The sequence below is a fragment of the Rheinheimera aquimaris genome (assembly GCF_020531985.1).
Lineage (GTDB): Bacteria > Pseudomonadota > Gammaproteobacteria > Enterobacterales > Alteromonadaceae > Alishewanella > Alishewanella aquimaris.
In genome coordinates this window covers 191,227-212,272 of record NZ_JAJAVQ010000001.1, presented here as the reverse complement: position 1 = coordinate 212,272, position 21,046 = coordinate 191,227, and the positions used below count along the sequence as shown (strand labels likewise).

The 21,046-nt window shown below is 46.8% G+C and carries 12 protein-coding genes; all 12 read right to left on the bottom strand.

The window, feature by feature from the left end:
* Positions 1–7 precede the first annotated feature (7 nt).
* A complete protein-coding gene (locus LHL18_RS00960; protein WP_226765406.1) occupies positions 8–1,207 on the bottom strand; it encodes a class I SAM-dependent methyltransferase in 1,200 nt (399 codons plus the stop codon).
* A 77-nt stretch (positions 1,208–1,284) separates the two neighbouring features.
* Positions 1,285–1,800, bottom strand: a complete 516-nt coding sequence (locus tag LHL18_RS00955; RefSeq protein WP_226765405.1) for a cell division protein ZapC domain-containing protein — start codon at positions 1,798–1,800, stop codon at positions 1,285–1,287.
* Positions 1,801–1,916: 116 nt separating this feature from the next.
* Entirely contained in the window at positions 1,917–2,927 is a 1,011-nt protein-coding gene (gene pyrD / locus LHL18_RS00950; protein ID WP_226765404.1) for a quinone-dependent dihydroorotate dehydrogenase, read from the bottom strand.
* Between the two features lie 64 nt (positions 2,928–2,991).
* Positions 2,992–7,830, bottom strand: a complete 4,839-nt coding sequence (locus LHL18_RS00945; RefSeq protein ID WP_134054844.1) for an NAD-glutamate dehydrogenase — start codon at positions 7,828–7,830, stop codon at positions 2,992–2,994.
* Between the two features lie 227 nt (positions 7,831–8,057).
* A complete protein-coding gene (locus tag LHL18_RS00940) occupies positions 8,058–10,373 on the bottom strand; it encodes an efflux RND transporter permease subunit (protein WP_134054846.1) in 2,316 nt (771 codons plus the stop codon).
* 1 nt (position 10,374) lies between these two features.
* The gene (locus LHL18_RS00935) at positions 10,375–11,331 is read right to left on the bottom strand and encodes a WD40/YVTN/BNR-like repeat-containing protein (protein ID WP_226765403.1); all 957 of its coding nucleotides are present in this window, start codon (positions 11,329–11,331) and stop codon (positions 10,375–10,377) included.
* A 160-nt stretch (positions 11,332–11,491) separates the two neighbouring features.
* On the bottom strand, positions 11,492–12,853 hold the full coding sequence (locus LHL18_RS00930) for a DUF1329 domain-containing protein (RefSeq protein ID WP_134054850.1): 1,362 nt from the start codon (positions 12,851–12,853) through the stop codon (positions 11,492–11,494).
* A gap of 16 nt (positions 12,854–12,869) precedes the next feature.
* Entirely contained in the window at positions 12,870–14,954 is a 2,085-nt protein-coding gene (locus LHL18_RS00925; protein ID WP_134054852.1) for a DUF1302 domain-containing protein, read from the bottom strand.
* A gap of 319 nt (positions 14,955–15,273) precedes the next feature.
* The gene (locus tag LHL18_RS00920; protein ID WP_134054855.1) at positions 15,274–15,495 is read right to left on the bottom strand and encodes a DUF2835 family protein; all 222 of its coding nucleotides are present in this window, start codon (positions 15,493–15,495) and stop codon (positions 15,274–15,276) included.
* Positions 15,495–18,080, bottom strand: coding sequence for an aminopeptidase N (gene pepN / locus LHL18_RS00915; protein WP_226765402.1), 2,586 nt, complete (start codon positions 18,078–18,080; stop codon positions 15,495–15,497). Before pepN ends, LHL18_RS00920 begins: the two co-directional genes overlap by 1 nt.
* A 76-nt stretch (positions 18,081–18,156) precedes the next feature.
* Positions 18,157–19,626: a Na+/H+ antiporter NhaC gene (nhaC, locus tag LHL18_RS00910; RefSeq protein WP_226765401.1), complete on the bottom strand. Its 1,470-nt coding sequence runs from the start codon at positions 19,624–19,626 to the stop codon at positions 18,157–18,159.
* Between the two features lie 64 nt (positions 19,627–19,690).
* The gene (locus LHL18_RS00905) at positions 19,691–21,022 is read right to left on the bottom strand and encodes a sodium-dependent transporter (RefSeq protein ID WP_226765400.1); all 1,332 of its coding nucleotides are present in this window, start codon (positions 21,020–21,022) and stop codon (positions 19,691–19,693) included.
* Between the last annotated feature and the right edge of the window lie 24 nt (positions 21,023–21,046).

Below are 21,046 nucleotides of genomic sequence, written 5' to 3'. Positions count from 1 at the left end.
TAACGCGTTACTTAATTTCATCCGTGATATTCAGCAAGCGTTCAAGATAATGCTGATTTATACCATAAAATTGTTTTATTTCAGACACTTGGGATAAATATTTTTCCTTGTTAATTTTTTGTTTATTTTTTATTGCTAAAATCATCTTGTTTTTGCTGGTGTGCTCGAGCGAAACAAACTCGAATACTTTTGTGTTATAGCCAAAAGCTTCCAGCAGCAATGCCCGAACACTGTCGGTTACCATCTCAGCTTCCTGCCCCAGATGGATGCCATGGGTTAACATTGGTGCCAGCACCGCTGGCAGCTTCATTTGTGGGCGTAATTGTTTATGGCAACAAGGCGAACACATGATGATTTCTGCACCTGTTGCTATACCCATATGAATCGCATAATCGGTCGCGATGTCGCAAGCATGCAGTGCTATCATGACATTGATACCCCGGGCTTTAAAGTGCTTTACGTCACCTTGTTCAAAATGTATGCCCGCTAACGACAGTTTTTCAGCTGTGTTATTACATAAATCCACCAGGTTTTGTCGTAGCTCAACGCCGGTAACTTTTGCTTGTAGCCCCAAAGTATTGGTCAGGTAGTCATGCATGGCGAACGTCAGATAGGCTTTACCTGAACCAAAATCCGCTACATGCAGCTGCTGCCGTTGTTTCAAGCCAGATTCCTGCACGGCATTAGAAAAAATTTCAATAAACTTGTTTATCTGCTTCCATTTACGCGACATCGACGGTATCAACTGCTGCTGCGCATCAGTCACGCCAAGCTCCTGCAAAAAAGGCCTTTGCAGCGACAGGTAGCGATGCTTTTCACGGTTATGAGTGGCAGCCTGCGCTGTGGCGGAGAGCTGCAGTTGCTTTACCTGATACAACACTTTCCCTTTTTTACTGATGGCAAGTTGTGCTTCCGCATCTACTGTAAATAAGTTTGCAGCGCTAAAGCTATTACCCAGTAAACTGTGGATTTCTGTTAGCGCATCTGCGGCATCAAGGTTACGTGTTACATCATTTGTCTGATATTTATAGGTAAAACTAAGCAGCCATTGCTGTTTTAACTGCACCGGGCGCACCTGAATCTGCTTCAAGGGTTCACTGCCGCGATATTTACTCAATACCAGTTTAAGTAACTGTTGGCCGCTAACAGCAGAGTTAAGCAAGTTAAAAAAAGCATCAAGTTCAGCAGAAGAAACAACAGCAGGCATAGATTAGATTCACGGCAATATCAAATGCCGCTAGTTTAGTCGGTTAAACACAGCAGGGAAATAACAGATTAGTAAATTCAGGCAATCTGCCGGTAAGACACCGTAGTTTTCAGTGAGCTAATACGATTTGCCAGCACACGGATAATCTGCAACCTTGGCAGTACTTTACCGGCCAGCGTCGTGATTTCGCCTAATAACAGACAGTTTGCACATTCTCTGTCGGTAGACAGTACCAGCGCATATTGGCTGCTCAGGCCGCGCATCGTCACAACGTCAAACTGAGCAGGCTCATACTGCTGGCCCTGTTGAAAGTACCAACTTTTGTGCGCCTGTTGCTGGACAAAAGGCGCACATAGTGCGGTAAGACATAACTCCAGGCGGACTGCCGCCGGCAAATCAAGTTGCTGCAAACTCTCGTCTATTTGCCAGAACGCCTGTGCTTCTGCCATCGACAACGGCTGCTTTTGCGGCTGTTGGATCAGCTGCGACTGAGTAAAAGGTGAACAAAACTGCGCCTCATCGCTGATATCCAGCAACAAGCGGTCTTTTTTATTGCAGTATGTCCAAAACCAGCGCTCTGACGGCCTAAGCATAAGATTCCCTATTAAAAACCGGTAGACTAACAATTATGCAGTTACAGAAATACACTATGCTGATCAATATGTTAAAGACCTTTTGGTTATAACATACCAAGATCAGCTACTGATCCTTATAAGCTGGTAACGATCTGTTTTATCAGCTCTGGCCCACGGTAAATAAAACCGGTGTAAACTTGTAACAGATTTGCACCTGCCGCCAGTTTTTCCTGCGCTGATTCAGCGTCATCTATTCCGCCAACACCAATTATTGGCAGCTTAGTCCCTACGGCGGCTCTTAGTTGGCGCAATACCTCAGTACTTTTTTGTCTGACGGGCTGTCCACTCAGACCACCTGCTTCGTCTGCATACTGCAGGCCCTGTACCAGGCTCCTGTCTAATGTCGTGTTGGTCGCTATTACACCGTCCATCTTGCTGTTTAGCAGTGTTTCTGCAACCTGATTTACAGCCACCAGATCCATATCCGGCGCAATTTTTACAAACACCGGCACATACTTGTCATGCCGGGCCTGCAAATCCAGCTGCTCATTTTTCACACTTTGCAACAGATCATACAACGCATCACCAAATTGCAGATCACGCAAACCGGGAGTGTTTGGTGAGGATATATTCACCGTTATATAACTGGCATGCGCATAGACTTTACGCATACAGTGGATATAGTCATCTTTACCCTGCTCGTTTGGTGTATCTTTATTCTTACCGATATTAATACCAAGCACACCTTTGTAACTGGCCTTTTTGACATTTTCGACCAGATAATCAACACCTTTGTTGTTAAAACCCATGCGGTTAATAATGGCATTAGCTTGCGGCAAACGAAACAAACGGGGTTTGTCATTGCCCTGCTGTGCTCTTGGGGTAACGGTACCCACTTCAATAAAACCGAAGCCCATCTGGCCAAAAGCATCAATACACTCGGCATTCTTATCTAAACCCGCAGCCAGACCCAGTGGATTGTCAAACCGGATCCCAGCAACAGTAACAGGCTTCATTGGCAGTTGCTGGCGCCACAAAGCTGCCGCAGGCGTATGAGCCAGCCGTTTCAGGCTGCCAAGAGCAAAGTTGTGAGACCATTCGGCATCACAGGCGAACATAACTTTTTGCGCGATTGGATAAAACATAAATTGCCTTTTAAAAACAAAAAAATACCCCGGACCAGCCGGGGTATTGTAGCCATTTAGCCTATTATTTTACAGGGTCGCAGTGGTGACTTAACAACATTAATTCACGCAATGCTACCGAGAACTTGGCAAACTCATGACTCTTGGTCGTTTTGAACTCTGCCAGCATTAAGCGCCAGCGCTCAAGCAACGCATCATGTTCATTAATCCAGCTGCTGATAACCTCATCTGCTTCGCAGACCTTACCGCAACTGCGCACTACAACAGCAGATAATGCACGTTGCTGCCAGTCCAACTCTTCACGGTAGGACGCTCTGGCCAATGCCTGCCAGTGATTTGATACCGGCTGATTGGTGATCTGTTCCAGGAACCAGTGCAAATCAAGCTTGTCACCCAGTTTGAAGTAGATCTCAGCGACCATTGAAAGTGAAATTTTCTCAGCATCGGCCACCTGTGCAATATCCATCACAGAGAACACTGTACTTAATTGTGCCAGATACTGGGCGATATCCTGAGGTACGCCCTGCTCTGTCAGTGCCGATTGCTTGTGTAACAGCTGTTCAGCTTCAGATGCCGCCAGATAAGCTGGCAGTTCTTTGTTTAACTGCTGATAAGCTGGTTTGAAGAAGTCGATAGTTTGCTGAATATCCAGCGCCTTGTTACGGTGACGCAGGAACCAGCGGGTTGCCCGGCGCATTGTGCGGCGCAACTGATGCAGCAGCTTGCTTTGCAGCGCAGCAGGTATCACGTTATCCAGCTGTTCCAGCTTGCGCCACATTGGCGATAAATCAAACAGGTCACGTGCAATGGCATAACACAGTGTTACTTCACCGACACCGGCACCGGTCTCTTCCTGCATACGCTGTGCAAAATTAGGCCCCATCTCGTTAACCAGCATATTGGCTAGTTTGGTCGCGATAATTTCTGCTTTTAGCGGATGGTTTTCCATCTCTGCAGCGTACTTGTCCTGCAACATTTGCGGGAAGTTAGCAAACAGCTGACGTTTGAAATAAGCGTTTTCATAAATCTCTGGCAGTACCAGACGCTCTTTCAACACCATCTTACCGTAAGCCGTCAGGATAGACAGCTCAGGACGGGTTAAACCCTGCCCTTTGGCCATGCGCTCTGCCAGCTCGTCATCTGACGGCAGGAACTCCAGCTCACGGTTTAACTTGCCGTCTTTTTCCAGTGTATGAATAAAACGGGTATATTCTTTTAGCTGCTCAGCGCCTAATAAAGACGAAATACTGATACTCTGCGTCTGACGGTAGCAGTCTTTAATAACAATTGCTGCCACATCTTCAGTCATATCAAGCAGCAACTTATTACGCTGTTTCAGCGTTAAATCACCACCGGCAACCAATGTATTGAGCAGGATCTTAATGTTTACTTCGTTGTCTGAGCAAGTAACCCCACCCACGTTATCAACGAAGTCAGTATTAACCCGGCCGCCGTTCATCGCGTATTCAATACGTCCACGTTGCGTAGCACCCAGGTTGCCACCTTCGCCAATGATTTTCGCTTTCAGGTCCTTACCATTCACCCGCAGCGGCTCTGAACCACGATCGCCAACTTCTGCGTGGCTTTCGCTGGTTGCTTTAACGTAAGTACCGATACCACCATTCCAGATAAGGTCAACCGGCATCATCAAGGCTTCACGGATCAGCTCGTTCGGTGTCATGCTGGCCTTAGTTGTGCCCAGCATTTCCTTCATCTGTGGCGATAACTTAATGGCTTTGGCACTACGTAAGAAGATACCGCCGCCTTCAGAAATAAGCGACTTATCATAGTCATCCCAGGTGGATGTAGGCAGATTAAACATCCGGTTGCGCTCTTCCCAGCTCCTGGCTGAATCAGGGTTAGGGTCTACAAAGATATGCATATGGTTAAATGCAACCTGCAGGCGGATATGTTTTGATAGCAACATGCCGTTACCAAACACATCACCTGCCATGTCACCTATGCCTACACAGGTAAAGTCGGTGGTTTGACAATCGATGCCTATTTCACGGAAGTGACGTTTTACCGATTCCCAACCGCCACGCGCAGTAATGCCCATCTTCTTGTGGTCATAGCCGTTTGAACCGCCTGAAGCAAACGCATCACCGAGCCAGAAACCATATTCTTCAGAAATACCATTCGAAATATCAGAGAAGGTCGCGGTGCCTTTGTCAGCCGCTACCACCAGATACGGATCATCCTCATCATGACGCACTACGTCTTTCGGCGGTACTATCGCGCCCTGCACGATATTGTCGGTCACATCCAGCAAACCGCGGATAAAGGTGCGGTAACAATCTTTACCTTCGTTCAGGAATGCTTCACGGCCACCTGTTTCCGGCAGTTTCTTACAAACAAAACCACCTTTAGAACCGGTAGGTACTATTACGGTATTTTTAACGGTTTGTGCTTTTACCAGACCCAGTACTTCGGTACGGAAATCTTCCCGGCGATCTGACCAGCGTAAACCGCCGCGGGCAACTTTACCAAAACGCAAATGCACACCTTCTACCCGCGGTGAGTAGACAAAAATCTCAAACATCGGTGTCGGCAGTGGCATGTCCGGAATCAAATCCGACTTAATCTTAAACGAGATATAAGGCTTATCGGTGCCCTGCGCACTTTTCTGGAAGTAGTTTGTACGCAGTGTGGCATTAATCATATCGACAAAGCGACGTACTATGCGGTCATCATCCAGGTTGGCAACATTTTCCAGCGATGAAACAATCTGCTCTTCCAGTTTCTCAATCGCTTTGGGTGTCGCTTTGGATTTAGGGTCAAACTTGCTGTTAAACAGCTGCACCAGCAGGTTGGCAAGCTCAGCATAGCGGGCAAAGGTGTTTTCCACATAAGACTGGCTGAACGTGCCGCCAATCTGACGCTTGTATTTCGCTAGAGCACGCAGCAAAGAAGCCTCGCGGCCGCTCAACCCGGCACCAAGGATTAACCGGTTAAAACCATCATCTTCCAGCTCGCCATTCCATACCTTGGCAAAAGACTCCTGGAATGATTGCTGAGCAGCTTCAAAATCTGCTGGCAATGCACAGTTTAGCTCCATTGCGAAGTTAAGCACCCAGCTGACAGAGCCATCGGCACATTTCACTGCATAAGGTGTTTCACCGATAACACGCAGGCCAAAGTTTTCCAGCATTGGCAGCACATCAGACAAATGGATAGGATGATCTTTATGGAACAGATTTAACCTTACGGCTTTGCTGTCGGCTTTTTCTTCCTGCGGCCGGTAGAACAGCATTTCCAGCTTATGATCATCATTCAGTGATTCCAGCTTGCCGATATCTACCAGCGCATCATTTGGTAACATTTCTTCTTTGTAGCTACGTGGAAACGCGTTGACGTATTTGCTGATTAGCTCACGACCACGTGCTTCGCCGTATACCCCAATTAAGGCGCTTTCTAATTTATCTTCCCATGTACGGGCCGCTTCTACCAGATTACGTTCGATATCTTTCACTTTATACTCGACATGGCTATCGCTGATCCGCACCAGATAATGAGTACGTGCCAGCACAGATTCAGAAAAATAAGTGGTAAACTCTACCGGTTCATTGCTACCAAGAGCACGCTGCAGTATGGCCTGAGTCTCTTTACGCAGTTGGGTGTTATAGCGCTCGCGCGGTACATACACCATAGCACTGACGAAACGGCCAAAGCTGTCTTTGCGCATAAACAGGCGCGTCATATCACGCTCCTGCATTTGCAGTACGCCCATCGCAACATGCAACAGTTCATCTGCTGTGGCTTGGATTAGCTCATCACGCGGGTAAGTTTCCAGAATATTCAGCAGCGCTTTGTAGGCATGAGTGCCTGTTGCAAACTCCGACATTTGCATGACTTTAGCCAGTTTGCTTTTCAACAGCGGAATATCGCCGGCGCTGTTGTTATAAAGTGACGAAGAGTACAAACCGATAAAACGATCTTCGCCGATGACTTTGCCGTCTTTATCAAATTTCTTCACGCCGATGTAATCAATATACGCCGGGCGGTGTACGCGTGACTTATTGTTGGTCTTGGTCAGTATCAAAAGCGCATTGTTGACTGCTTGTTTGCGGCCACTTTCAGGCAATTCCGACAACATCAGATCACGTGATGCTGAGCGGCGCATCAAACCCAGCGAGCTTTTATCAATGCCACTGATTTTATAATCACCCTTAACCGGGGTGATGGTGTATTCGCGGTAACCAAGCAGTGTGAAGTTGTCTTTTGCCAGCCAGTTTAAAAATTCGCTGGCCTGCTTTACTTCTTCTGCACTGGCTTTGCCACTTTGTTTTGGCAGCGCTTTAATGACTTCCTGCAGTTTCTCTTTTGCCGGCAGCCAATCTTGCACGGCCAGAGAAACATCTTCCATTACCGAGTGCAGCTCGTCTGTCAGTGTCTGAATAGCGGCCTTGTCTGTAACGCGATCGATTTCAATGTGAAATACGGTCTGTTGCGTGCTGGCATTGGCTTTGCTGCCCAGCTTAAAGAAGTCTGTGATCTGTTGATCTTTGTCACGTTCGGTCTGCAGTGGGTAATGCAGCAGCAAATGTGCTGTAATGCTTTGCCGGCTCAGGGCCATGCGCACCGAGTCAACCAGGAATGGCATATCCTGCACCACCATTTCAACAATAGTGTGTTTAGATTCCCAACCGTGCTTGGCTATTTCGGGGTTAAAAACCCGGATCTTTGCTGCAGGCTCAGCATGGCTGTTAAACGTTTGCCATAAGCTAAGGGCTGCACCGTATAAATCACTGTCGTTACGGCCAACCAAATCTTCATTAGACATATTGCCGTAAAGGGTATTCGCGAACTTTTCAACCAGTTTCACCTGATCTTTTACTCGCTGTTGGATTAGTTTATTAACATTTTGTAGTAATACAGAGGGTTGACCGTCTATCAGTGCCATTTTTGTATCCTTTTTGCAGTCACTGCTTTCACAGCAGGCGCTACCGAACAAACCAGAGCGTGTCAGGTGCGCAGTGTAGTGCCTATTGTAGCGCTTTTCGAGCACTATTTTGGGCTTTTATGCTGGTTAAACCAGTGATTTTTAAGGTATCTGAGAAGTTATTCACTCGCTGTAAATAGAAAATGGCCTTTCGGCCATTTTCGTGTTTATTCATGCAGTAAACGAAACTAATTTTTTCGCCATAAAAATGCTGCAAGCGCGGGCAAAACAACTATTGCACCAAGCATATTGACGATAAACATAAAGGTTAACAGTATCCCCATATCTACCTGGAATTTCAGAGCTGAGAATACCCAGGTACTGACACCTATTGCCAGTGTGATACCGGTGAAGAGCACTGCACTGCCCCTCTCTTTAAGTGCCTCGTAATAAGCCTGACGCAACGGTGCACCATCTCGCAACATTTGTGTCATATTCGATAGGATATAAATACCATAATCCACCCCTATACCGACACCAAGGGCTATAACCGGTAAGGTTGATACCGTCAGGCCAATCTGCAGTGCTGTCATTAACGCTGTAGCCAGTACAGATACGACATACAGTGGCACTATCACTGACACCGTTGCCCGTACTGAGCGGAAACTTAACAGACACAGCACAATAACTGCACCATATACGTACCACATCATTGGCTGCTGGGCTTCTGACACCGCTTCGTTTGTCGCGGCCATGACACCTGCGGGGCCGGATGCCAGCATAAACCGGGTTTGCTCATCACCGATTTCCTTACCGTATTGCTTAGCAGCAGCAACCACTCGCTCCATCGTTTCAGCTTTATGGTCCTGCAAAAACAGAATCACCGGCATGACAGAGCAATCTGCATTTAGCAAACCGGTGCTGGTTTCTACCCTTGATGACGCCTGTACCAGGCTTTGGGTATTACGCGGCAGTACCCGCCATTTCACATTACCCTCATTAAAGGCGGCATTGATCGATTTTGATACTGATGCCAGCGATACTGTAGACTGCACGCCTTCGACGTTTTCCATCAACCACTGAAACCGGTCTATCTTGGCCATAATGCTGTGTTCTGTACAGGCGCTGGGTATGGTTTCAACCATTACATTGAGGTAATCGACAGAAATAGCATAGCGGTCCGTGATCAGAAAAGTATCCTGGTTATAACGCGAGTCTTCATGCAGCGCAGGCGCACCGGCATGTAAATCCCCTATTTTCAATTGCTGACTCTGCATAAAACCAAAAGCAAATAATGCGGCAGTAATCAGCAAAATTACGGCGGCATACTTGCGGGTGGCAAAAGCAGATAACGCAAACCAAATTTTGTCACTCGTCGGAGACGGCGCGGCTGCATGGGCTTTATAGCGTTGACTAAAACGGACAAACGACATCAGTACCGGCAGTAAAATCAGGTTAGTCAGAATGATAACGGCGACACCCAAACTGGCCGTGATAGCCAACTCGCGGATAACGCCAATCTCAATAATCAGTAACGTTAAGAAGCCTACCGTATCAGACAGTAGCGCTACACCACCTGGCACCAATAACTTACGGAAACTGGCCTGGGCAGCGGTTTTTGCATCCATGCCGGCAGCAACACGTTTGCCGGTAGAGTTGATCATTTGCACGCCATGGCTTACGCCAATGGCAAATACTAAAAATGGCACCAGAATAGACATTGGGTCAATGCCAAACCCCATCAGTGACAGCAAGCCCATCTGCCAGACAACAGCAATCAATGAGCAGGCAATAGGCAATACCGTAAGCATCAGTGAGCGGCAGAAGAAAAACACCATGATTGATGTTACGGCGATAGCGATAGCAAAAAACACTAATACGCCTTTCGCCCCTTCGGCTACATCACCTACCATTTTGGCAAAGCCAATAATATGTACGCTGATGTTATCAGACTGGTATTTCGCGCGGATATTCTGCTCAAGCGTACCGGCAAGGCCTATCGTATCTAACTTTTCGCCAGTGTCTGGGTCAACCTCCAGTAACTGCGCTGAAATCATGGCGCAGCTGTAATCATCAGCAACCATACGTCCAACGATGCCGGCTTTCTCAGTGTTTTCTTTTACCTTAGCCAACCCTGCTTCATTGGCGATGAAATCAGCCGGAATAACCGGGCCACCGGCAAAGCCGTCTTCAACGACCTCAACAAAGCGGGTGCTTGGGCTAAATAAAGATTTAACCTGAACCCGATCGACACCAGAGGTATAAAGCAATTCGTCATGTGCTTTGCGTAAGGTGTCAAAGAAACCCGCATTAAAAATATCACCGCTTTCGTCACATAACGAAATCAAAATATTATTCGCGCCGCCAAAATCCTGAGCATGACGTAAATACGTCTGCATATACTCGTGCTTTAGCGGGATATTTTTAGTGAACGCTGCATCAAGTTTTATCGTTGTCGCTTTAAACAGTAAAAACAACGTTGCCAGCACAAAGGCGCCGATAACCATTGCCCGATGGCGAAACAATGCGTATTCAAATTTATTAACCAGTCGATTTACACTCATGTTATTTTAATTCACTCTGCTTGATGCTTTTAATGCCTGTTTCTGTAACCAGCAGCAGCTCATCGCGCCATAACAGACCGTTGACAATAGCTTTGCCGTCGGCAAGAGACACATTAGTAAAAGAAACACCATCATCATTGCTGACCAGTAAAGTGCCGGCGTTACCGACCAGATATAAGCGACCGTTGTCGTCAGAAAACGCGCTATTCAACGTCGCAGTTTCATTTAGCGTAATCTGTTGCCAGCTCTGTCCCTGATCATGACTTAAAAACGCATGCCCGCGTAAGCCAACGGCTAGTAATGCCATTTGCGGTGTTCTGGTGATATCAAACAAGGAGCCATTGTAAAATGGCTCCAGTCTGATCCAACTAGTGCCGTTATCAATGCTTTTGGCAGCAAAACCAGCTTCCCCCACCATATACAGTACGTTACCATCTGCAAACAGGCGGTTAAAATGCGGCAAAATAGCACCTTGCTCAACTTCATACATGTCTGGATCAGTTTCTTTCATCTCTTCAAGATAGGCCTGATCATCTTCTGACAGCACTTCGGGATGAAACTCTTTTTGCCAGGTCTCACCGCCGTCTTCAGTCCGATAAAACAAGCCATACGCACCTACTGCGATGCCGCTATTACTGTCGGCAAAATAAACGTCAAACAGTGGTTTATCTGTCTCAGGTGCATAATGCTGCAGCTGCCAGCTGGCACCGCCATCTTGTGTAGCCAGGATACTGGCATCATGCCCCACTGCCCAGCCATGTTGCTTATCAATAAAATAGACGCCGTTCAGGTTAGCCTGCACAGGAACAGGTGACTGCAACCAGTTCTGTCCGTCCTGACTTAACAAAATATGCCCGCGCTCACCTACAGCAACAATTTGCTGGCCGTTAATATTAACGATATCGGTCAACAAAGAATGCTGCGCTAATACAGCAATATCAGCAGCTTGCGGTTGCATATCATTAGACTGCGCTGTTGCCGTCATTACTGAACATAAGGCCGCACACGCTGCTGCCAGACAGATTATCTTTTTAGCCATACTTTGAGTTTTCACTCTAAATAAATTCAAAAATAAAAACGGTTGGCACCAGGCCAACCGTCGTCATACCACTATCAGGTTACCGCGTTCCTTCACGACGCAATGCTGCCGGCGTAAAATCAGCGTCAGTCAGGTTAACTGAGAAATCGTACATTTTGTCCTCGTTATCCAAACCAATCGCAATGTAACGACGAGAGTTAAGGTCGTGGTAAACTTCCAACGTACTCCAGTGAGTAGGCACTTCGTAGTAGTTCAGGCCATGCGCTACTGCTACACGATACAACTCATCACGGTTGTCATATAAGTCCGCAACATGGATCTGCCAGCTGTCTTCATCGATATAAAATACACGTTTACCATATACATGACGTGTATTCTCTTTTAGTTTCGCTTCGACAACCCAGACACGGTGTTTTTCCCAGCGCACATAATCAGGGTTAACGTGACCGGCCATCAGTAAATCCGCATACTTAACTTCATTACTGTGTAACTTATAGCTGTTATAAGGGATGTACAGCTCTTGTTTGCCGACCAGCGTCCAGTTATAACGATCCGGTGAGCCGTTGAACATGTCAAAATCATCGGTAGTACGTAAGCCATCTGATGCTGTACCTGGTGCATCATATGCTACGTTTGGTGCACGGCGAACGCGGCGCTGGCCAGTATTGTATGTCCAGGCCTGACGTGGTGTTTTAACCTGATCCATGGTCTCGTGTACTAACAGTGCAGTACCAGCCAGACGCGCCGGAGAAGTTACACCTTGTTTAAAGCGGAACAGGATATTTTCTTCTGTTAACGCTTCTGGCGTTGCATTCGGCTCAGAGTACTTAAACATTATTTGCTCATCAAAGCCGATAATTGTAAAAGCGCCCGTTGCAGTAGGTGCAGCCTGGCCACCGTTACGGCTTGCTGCTACACCCCGGTAGCGCAACAAATGGTTCCAAACTGCCTCAAGGCCATTTTGCGGAATAGGAAACGGAATACCGATAGCCGCATTCACAATACCATTGCCACCTTCAATCAGCTCAGCCTTGGTAGCTATTTGCTTAGTTGCGTCATAGACATACTGTGGAAATGATGCGGTACGCCGTGATTGATAGATATTCATCTTGTAAGTATCAGGATAAATCTCAAACAACTTGATCTGGCCCGGGCTTAGCAAGTTTTTATACTGATCGACATTAGATTTATCAATCGTCATCAGTATCTTATCGTCTTTAAACGGATCCGGATGATGCATGCCTGGCGTGTACCCCGCAGGTGCTGACGTGATGCCTCCATTCCACGCAGGAATAGAACCGTCTGCATTCGCGGCTTTCTCACCGCCTAGCGGCGTTAAGTCGTTGCCAAGCCGTGCGGCTTGCTCCGGAGAGATTTTTGCAGCTACAGAGCAGCTTAATACTAATGCAATTGCTGAAGAAATTAGGGTGAGTTTTTTCATAATAAGTGCTCGTCCCTTAAATAGAGTACTTGATGTTAAAAGAGATAAAGTCACGGTCGGCAACGTTATTGGTTGTGCCCTGGCCGCCCCAGAATACGTTGTAAGACACTTCTCCTGACCACTTGCTCAGATAATCAAAGCTAACAGCATAGGCCAGAGATTTACGGTCTTCGACAAACATAAACAGCGGATCAGGCGTAATACCGTTGACATCATGTGCAAATACCATGCGCTGAGACAGGTTAACGCCAGCAAAAACGTTGTTATAGTCTGCTTTTGCCAGTAAACGATAACCCCAGGCTGATGCTGTTGGGAACGGATTCGTTTCCGCGCCGTTTGACAAACCAGTATGTAACCCTGGAATTTCAACGCCGTTGCCATTCACCAGCGGCGCACCGCTGCGATCGGTATTGGGTCCATTTAACCTAAGCACGCTTTGATCCGGCATATCCTGAATGCGGATACCGCCAACTTCGGCCAGCATAGTAAAATTGTCGGCGCCCAGCGTTGGGCCAAACAGATGGGTAAATGTCATCTGTGCCTGCAGGGTATCGCTTAAAATAAAACCGTTAGCTTTTTGCCCAGGCTGCACTTTTTCGCCATAGCGCGGATCACGACCAATTTGTGAAATACCGGCTAAATCTGGGCGCAAGCCAGCATTCGCTAGCTGTTCAGGCATACCTGCATACAATATCTCTACGTCATCAATTTGTAACGGTTCATCCTGACGGTACGCTATTTCACCAGCGACAGACGTTTCACCGAGCGTGGTGTTGAAACTGAAACCATACAACTTGATGTCTTCAGGATACTCAACAAGCGCCTTAGAAAACGCAGCCAGCTGGGTAATATTGTCTTTTGTGACACCACCGGTTGCTGCCATATTTACCAGGCGACCGATATCTGCGCCTACCTGCGAAAAATCAGATGCGATACCAGAAATTACCGGTACCCGGCTGTGGTAGTTCATATAATACAGTGAGAATTCAGTATCATTTAAGTTCGATGCAAAGTAGTCAAACTTAATACCATATTGGCCACCATCATCCGGTTCGATTTCGCCGGCACTGCCATAAGGACGCAAAGTTACTTTCGTCGGATAGGCAAGGTAGGCCTGTCCTGCCTGAGCCGGAGTAATAGCGCCACCGGCTACCGCAGCGCCCAGTGTGTTCAGACTCTGAAGCAGGTGCGCCAGATCTATGTCCGGGTTACCTGCAAAACCGAGCTGTACGTTCTGCAAATATCCGCCTTCACCGGCAAAGTCGTTGGTTGAAAAATAGCTGCCAGGTACCGGTAAATAGCTATTTACCCATTCGTACTGATAAAACATTTCAGTTGACAGATTTTCGGTTAAACCGATATTCAACACCGCCATGCCGACGGGGATATAGGCCTCTTTCAAATCGGCGCCGGGAGAGCGTAATACCCCCACATCGATTGGAGTAGAATTAATACCATGGGGTATGAATGTACTTTCACCCCAACTCAGCACTTGCTGACCCACTTTAACTGACACCGGGTTCATGCCGTCGTTAAAGCTAAAATTGCCGTATACATAGGCATCCAGCAGACGAATGTCACGACAAGCAAGGTCGCGGGCATCGTCATCGGCACATGGATCAACGCGCTGACCTGATACCGGATTGGTATAAGCGCCGTCTTTATCCATCAATGCGAAGTCGTAGAAATACATAAAGCGGGTGAACAGACCAATATTGTCTTTGGTTATGGACAGTTCATGCAGGCCTTTTGCCAGGCTACTGAACATATCACCGCGATCATAGTTTAAGTTACCTGCATCACCGTTGCTGGAGTAAGCCCCCGGTTGCTGCCAAATCTGGGATGGAAGATAGATATTATTAGTCGCGGCGTTATAGCCGGTCCAGTCAAACCGTGGATGATTGACTTTACTGATGGTATCCCAGTCGCGGTCTTCCATACGCCAGCTGGCGCCGTACGAAAATGTTGAGTCAAAAGTGATATTTACATCACCCAGATCCCAGGATGCGGCCTGAGCCGGAGCCAATGACAAGGCAAACAGCGCTGACGCAACACCCACTGCTAAAGGCTTTTTAGCAAAGGTTATTGACCTTTTATTCATCTTGTTTTCTCCCCCCTGTCCCTGCAGGATTCTTAAATGTTCTTTTAGTTATATTACTAAGCCAACTGATCCGATCTCAGCCTACTTAGCCAAAATAATTACATCATTTCAAGCTGCAAGCAAGGGCTGCAAGGCTTGAAATCTGTTGATTTGTATTCACTTTTTACAAATTGCGCTCAACTTTTAAACTAATTACTGCCCATCTGGTTTAACCTCTTCATCTATCATTAGCGAAGAAAACGCTAAACTTATGAAATTAAAGGCCAAACGTTCATTTTAAGCAAGTCATTGTTTTAATTCAGCGTTTAAAGTATAAGCTCTAATTAATTTTATCCAGGCTTACAAAAGCACCCTGTTCACTTACGATGAGCCTAAACCGTCCACGGATGCCATCACTGCCGATAAAGCGCTGGAAGTGCTTGAACATCAGTTGAACACGCTCCCCGCTATCGGTAGTAACGACGACGTTCTTAATGTCGCCGCGATAATAACCATAGCATTGTTCCGCGCTAAGCATGGCATTAAAAAAATAGCGGCGCATTAGCTAAGACTTCGACTCACTTTTTCAAACACATCATTACTCAACGATGAACTGTCGGCCAAAACCTGCAGCACATTGCGCATTGCCTGCTGTCTACTTTCGTCATATCTTCGCCAGCTCAGTAAAGGCGTTATCAGCCGGGCCGCAACCTGAGGATTAATTGCATCCATTTTAGCCACAGCGTACTGCAATAACTGATAACCTTTGCCATCTGCGCTGTGGAACTGCCTGGGGTTTCTCATACTAAAAGCTGAAAATAACGCTCTTACCCGATTTGGGTTTTTCCAGCTGAACAGAGGGTGACTCTGCATCTCTTCGATGCTGGTAAAGACCTGCTCAGAAGGCTGCGTAGCCGCCAAGCCAAAGGCTTTGTCCATCACCAATACATCACTATTCCAGCGCTGGCTAAAATCAGCAAGCAACGCTTTGAAGGTATCAGTCTGCGCCTGCTGACTCGCCATCAGAGCAGCAATAGTGTCTGACATATTGTCGGCCTGATGATAGTGAGCTTGCAGCAATTGCTGGCTGTTGTGTTGAAAGGCAATGTAACCAAGGCACAATGCCCTTAAGCGGCGATTACCGACAGACGCCTCGTCATACTGATAAGCTGATACTGGCACTTGCTGATAGCAGCTGACAAAGTCGCTTTGCAACCTGTCGGCGATAATTTGCCTGAACTGCTCCAACGCCGATAAAATGCCGTCGACTGGGATCTGCTCATATTGCTCCGCCAAAGTCTCAAAATCAGGCAGTGATAGCAGTTCTGCAATCAAAGCCTTGTCATCTCCTGGGTCGCGCAACCAGCTTTGCATCATTTGAAACAGTTTTGGCGGTAAAACATGCTGCGCATTTTTCCCTGCTATCACTTCCGCCACTTTTCGGCTCCAAAACTGCTGGATTGCGTCCCAACGGGCGACACCATCGGTTGCAAAGGCAGCGATGTGTAAAAGTGCATCGTCAGAGCTTTGCTGCTGCAGCTTTACCGGCGCAGAAAAATGCTCCAGCCAGACTACAACAGGTTCGTTGCTGATATTATTGAAACTAAAAACTTGATCATATTCAGTCAGCAGCAAAAGATGAGATTGTTTTTCATTGCCAGACAGTAGCAGTTCGATCCGTACTGGTATCAGTAAGGCTTTTTTAACACTCTGGTCAGCCGTTGCTGCGGTAGATTGCCCAAGTGTTAATGTCAGTACTTGTGTAGCAGCATCATATTGCTGGCTAGCAGTCAGTTGCGTTGTACCTGACTGGCTGTACCACAGTGCAAACTGGCTTAAATCATAACGATTTGCATCCTGCATTGCCCGTATAAAGTCGTCGCAAGTCGCCGCCTGTCCATCGTGCCGTTTTAAATACAACGCCATACCCTGAGCAAAACCTTCTTTACCCAGTATTGTCTGTAGCATACGAATCACTTCAGCGCCTTTATCGTAAACGGTTACGGTGTAGAAGTTATTCATCTCAAGCACTGATTCTGGCCGGATTGGATGCGCCATTGGGCTGGCATCTTCAGCAAACTGCGCAGTACGGATCAGTTTCACAGCATCTATACGGCATAGCGTAGCCGAGCCCATATCCGCACTGAACTCCTGATCACGAAAAACCGTTAACCCTTCTTTCAGACTTAGCTGAAACCAGTCTTGGCACGTTACGCGGTTACCGGTCCAGTTATGAAAATACTCATGGCCGATAATGGATTCGATATTAAAATAGTCCCGGTCAGTTGCCGTTGCCGTTTCTGCCAGTACATATTTACTGTTAAAAACATTCAGGCCTTTGTTTTCCATCGCCCCCATGTTAAAAAAATCTGTTGCTACGACCATATAGATATCCAGGTCGTATTCCAGATTAAAACGCTGCTCGTCCCAACGCATAGCACGCTTTAATGCCTGTAACGCGAAATCGCCCCTGTGCGCCTGACCTTTATCGACAAACAGCTGTAATGCAACTTCTCGACCTGAAGCCGTGATGAAGTTGTCTTCAAGCAAATCATAATCCCCGGCAACCAGCGCAAACAAATAGCAAGGTTTCGGAAAGGGATCGTGCCACTGCACTATCCGGCTGCCATCTGCCGTTATATGCTCGGCAATTTTATTACCATTGGACAATAAGTAAGGATAGCTGGCGGCAGCTGCTTTAATTGTTACCCGGTATTCGCTCAGCACATCGGGTCTATCCAGGAAATAGCTTATGCGACGAAATCCCTCCGCTTCACACTGGGTACAATAGCTATTTCCCGCCATGTACAGGCCTTCAAGAGCGGTGTTTTCCACTGGTGCAATCTGCGTTACGATCTTCAACTCAAATGCATCAGGAACGTCAGGTATTGTCAGACTTTCACCGCTTAAGTCATATTGTGCGTCGGAAAGTTGTTTATTATCAATCAGCACCTGAAGCAGCTTAAGATGCTGCCCATCAAGTTTTAGTGCTGCCCCCGCAGTTTGACGACGAAGCTGCATGACAGAGCTGACAATAGTTGCAGCGCTGTCCAGTTCGAAATGCAGGTCGATAGTAGGAATAAGGAATGCGGGCGGTTGGTAATCGTGACGCGACTTTGCCTGCCGGTTTTGCTGATCTGTTGCCATGTCAGTGTCCTGCTAAATAGTCTTTTGTTCTTCGAAGTATACTGACAAAAAAGCCTGAATAATTCAGGCTTTTTTGTCAGGCTTTTGCTGCCAAATCCTTCGCGACAGAGTCCGGAGGGGTAAGCCGTAATATTTTAATTCCGCAGTAAGCGTAAATAATCGCCAACACAGGGTTAATAAGGTTAAAAAAAGCGTAAACCGCATAGTCAAGCGGGCTGACTTGTAACACGCTGTGCATATAAGCCCCACAAGTATTCCATGGGATCAGCGGGCTGGTAATCGTTCCTCCGTCTTCCAGTGTTCTGGACAGATTAACCGGTGCCAGATTACGACGTTCATATTCTTCTTTAAACATACGGCCGGGCATGACTATCGACATGTACTGATCGGCCGTCAGTACGTTGGTAACAAAGCAGGTCGCAATGGTACTGGTGATAAGTGAGCCTGTGCTTTTTGCAAAAAACAGAATGGACTGAACAAATTTACGCAGCAAGCCAATCTTTTCGATAGTCGCACCAAACATCATCGCACAAAATACCAGCCAGATAGTATTAAGCATACTGGCCATGCCACCGCCGCTTAACAGATCATTCAAACTGGCGTTGCCGGTATCAATCGTAAAACCAGCATGAAAGATATGCCAAATCAGCTTTAAACTTGCCAGTGCGTAGTTAATATCCTGCTCAACCAGTTTTGCCATCAAATCCTGCTGAAACAACACAGCCCATACTGCACCTAGCAGCGCACCGATAAAGACAGTCGGGAATGCGGGTACTTTCTTAACCGCCATGGTTAACAGTACAAATAACGGGATCAGCGCGGTGAAATTAATGGAAAAGTTCTGCTGTAGCACATTACTTATTTCATTTATTCTTTCAAAATCGGCAGTAACATCAGTGCTAAAGCCAATAACAGTGAATAAAATCAGTGCTATTGCAAAACTTGGCACTGTCGTCCACAGCATATGTCGAATATGATCAAATAAATCAGACCCGGCCACTGCTGGCGCTAAATTAGTGGTTTCACTTAACGGTGAAATTTTATCCCCAAAATAGGCCCCCGACACTATAGCGCCTGCTGTAATTGCCGGCGACAATCCCAGGCCCTGTGCAACACCTATCAATGCAACACCTATAGTCGCGGCTGTTGTCCAGGAGCTGCCAATACTCATCGCTACAATGCCACATAAAAGGCAGCTGGCTGCAAAAAACCAACTCGGGTTTAACAGCTGTAAACCATAATAAATCAACGTTGGCACTGTGCCGGATAACATCCAGGTACCAATTAATGCACCGACAGATAATAAAATAAGCACAGCCCCCAGCGACAACGAAATACCTTTAACCATGGCTTTTTCGATAACGGCCCAGCGATAGCCGTTTTTCAAACCAATCACCACAGCAACAGCTGTTGCCATAAACAATGCAATTTGGTTAGGACCGTATGATGAATTATCGCCAAACAGATAGACTGACGCTGAGAGTAAAATGACCAGTACGATGAGTGGAATAGACGCATCAAGAAAACTGGGTTGTTTTTCAGACATGGTGTTGCTCCGGTTGATGAAGGGCGTCGCCCGGCCCTTCACTCTGCTTTTGTTATATTTTTAGTTATAGCGAACGGTAAAACATCAGTAAGATCACCACCGGGCAAACAAACCTGACATACCAAGGCCAGATGCGCCAGAACAAAGAGTTCTCTGCGTTACTGTCACCTTTTTTCAGTTCCTGTAGTATTTCATTGCGTTTCCACACCCAGCCGGCAAATATGCACAACATCAAGCCTAATAAAGGCTGGCTGTATCGTGTTGTCAGCGCGATAACAAAACCAAACAGCGTTGAGAAATTCAGAATTATGATGACGCTGGCAGCGAAAATAATGGCAGCAATCAACCAGACTGCTTTGTGCCGGCTGACGTTTTTATTCTCTACCACATAAGACACCGGAACCTCCAGCATCGAAATAGATGACGTCAATGAAGCAATAGACATCAGCAGAAAAAATGCCAGCGCGACAAATAAACCAACCAATCCCATGGTATCGAACAGCGACGGCAATACCGCAAAGATCAATGTGTCTTCAGCCAATAAGCGGCCGTCTTCGGCAAATATCTGTACACCGTTGTGCAGTGCTACGTACATTGCAGGGATAATCAGCAATCCGGCCAAAACTGCAACACCAATATCAATAAGGGATACGGCGGCACCCAGCTTTGGCAGGTTCTCTTTATGGCTAACATAAGAGCCATAGATAAGCATGGTGCCAACACCTAAAGACATCGAGAAAAAGGCTTGCCCCATGGCACTAATCAGTAAATCCGGATTCAGTACCTGTGAAAAATCAGGTAGCAAATACACTTTAAGCCCATCAACTGCGCCATCTTGCGTCATCACATAACCGAACAACAAAATCATGATCGCAAACAACGTAGGCATCAATCGCACTGACCAACGCTCTATACCTTTTACAACGCCGCCGCTGACAATACCGACGGTCAGTAACATAAACAGCCCGCAAAATATAATATTCCGGCTAACAGACTGTGAAACCAACCATTGTGCGGTATCTTCCAGCCCTGCCAAACTGGCAACAGCCTCCAGCGTGTAGGCCAGCATCCAGCCGCCGACGATGCCGTAAAACGCCAGGATTAGTGACACTGTCACTATACCCCACATGCCGACTAACCTGCCACTGAGCCCCTTTGACACTTTGCCAAGCGCATCGACAACATTAGACTCGGTTGCACGGCCAATCAAAAACTCAGCCATCAACACCGGATAGGCCAATAAAAAAGCAAGAATAAGGTACATTAAAACAAAAGCTGCACCGCCATTACTGGCGACCTGAGCTGGAAATCCCCATATATTTCCCAACCCGACAGCAGAACCGGATGCGGCAAGAATAAAGCCAATTCTCGAGGAGAATTCACCACGTGTTGTCATAGTAAACCTTTATAATTATTATGA

Coding starts and splice junctions, on each gene's coding strand:
- LHL18_RS00940 (WP_134054846.1), bottom strand. CDS start 10,373: ATGAGTGTAAATCGACTGGTTAATAAATTTGAATACGCATTGTTTCGC.
- LHL18_RS00925 (WP_134054852.1), bottom strand. CDS start 14,954: ATGAATAAAAGGTCAATAACCTTTGCTAAAAAGCCTTTAGCAGTGGGT.
- LHL18_RS00935 (WP_226765403.1), bottom strand. CDS start 11,331: ATGCAACCGCAAGCTGCTGATATTGCTGTATTAGCGCAGCATTCTTTG.
- LHL18_RS00920 (WP_134054855.1), bottom strand. CDS start 15,495: ATGCGCCGCTATTTTTTTAATGCCATGCTTAGCGCGGAACAATGCTAT.
- pyrD (WP_226765404.1), bottom strand. CDS start 2,927: ATGTTTTATCCAATCGCGCAAAAAGTTATGTTCGCCTGTGATGCCGAA.
- LHL18_RS00955 (WP_226765405.1), bottom strand. CDS start 1,800: ATGCTTAGGCCGTCAGAGCGCTGGTTTTGGACATACTGCAATAAAAAA.
- LHL18_RS00905 (WP_226765400.1), bottom strand. CDS start 21,022: ATGACAACACGTGGTGAATTCTCCTCGAGAATTGGCTTTATTCTTGCC.
- nhaC (WP_226765401.1), bottom strand. CDS start 19,626: ATGTCTGAAAAACAACCCAGTTTTCTTGATGCGTCTATTCCACTCATC.
- pepN (WP_226765402.1), bottom strand. CDS start 18,080: ATGGCAACAGATCAGCAAAACCGGCAGGCAAAGTCGCGTCACGATTAC.
- LHL18_RS00930 (WP_134054850.1), bottom strand. CDS start 12,853: ATGAAAAAACTCACCCTAATTTCTTCAGCAATTGCATTAGTATTAAGC.
- LHL18_RS00960 (WP_226765406.1), bottom strand. CDS start 1,207: ATGCCTGCTGTTGTTTCTTCTGCTGAACTTGATGCTTTTTTTAACTTG.
- LHL18_RS00945 (WP_134054844.1), bottom strand. CDS start 7,830: ATGGCACTGATAGACGGTCAACCCTCTGTATTACTACAAAATGTTAAT.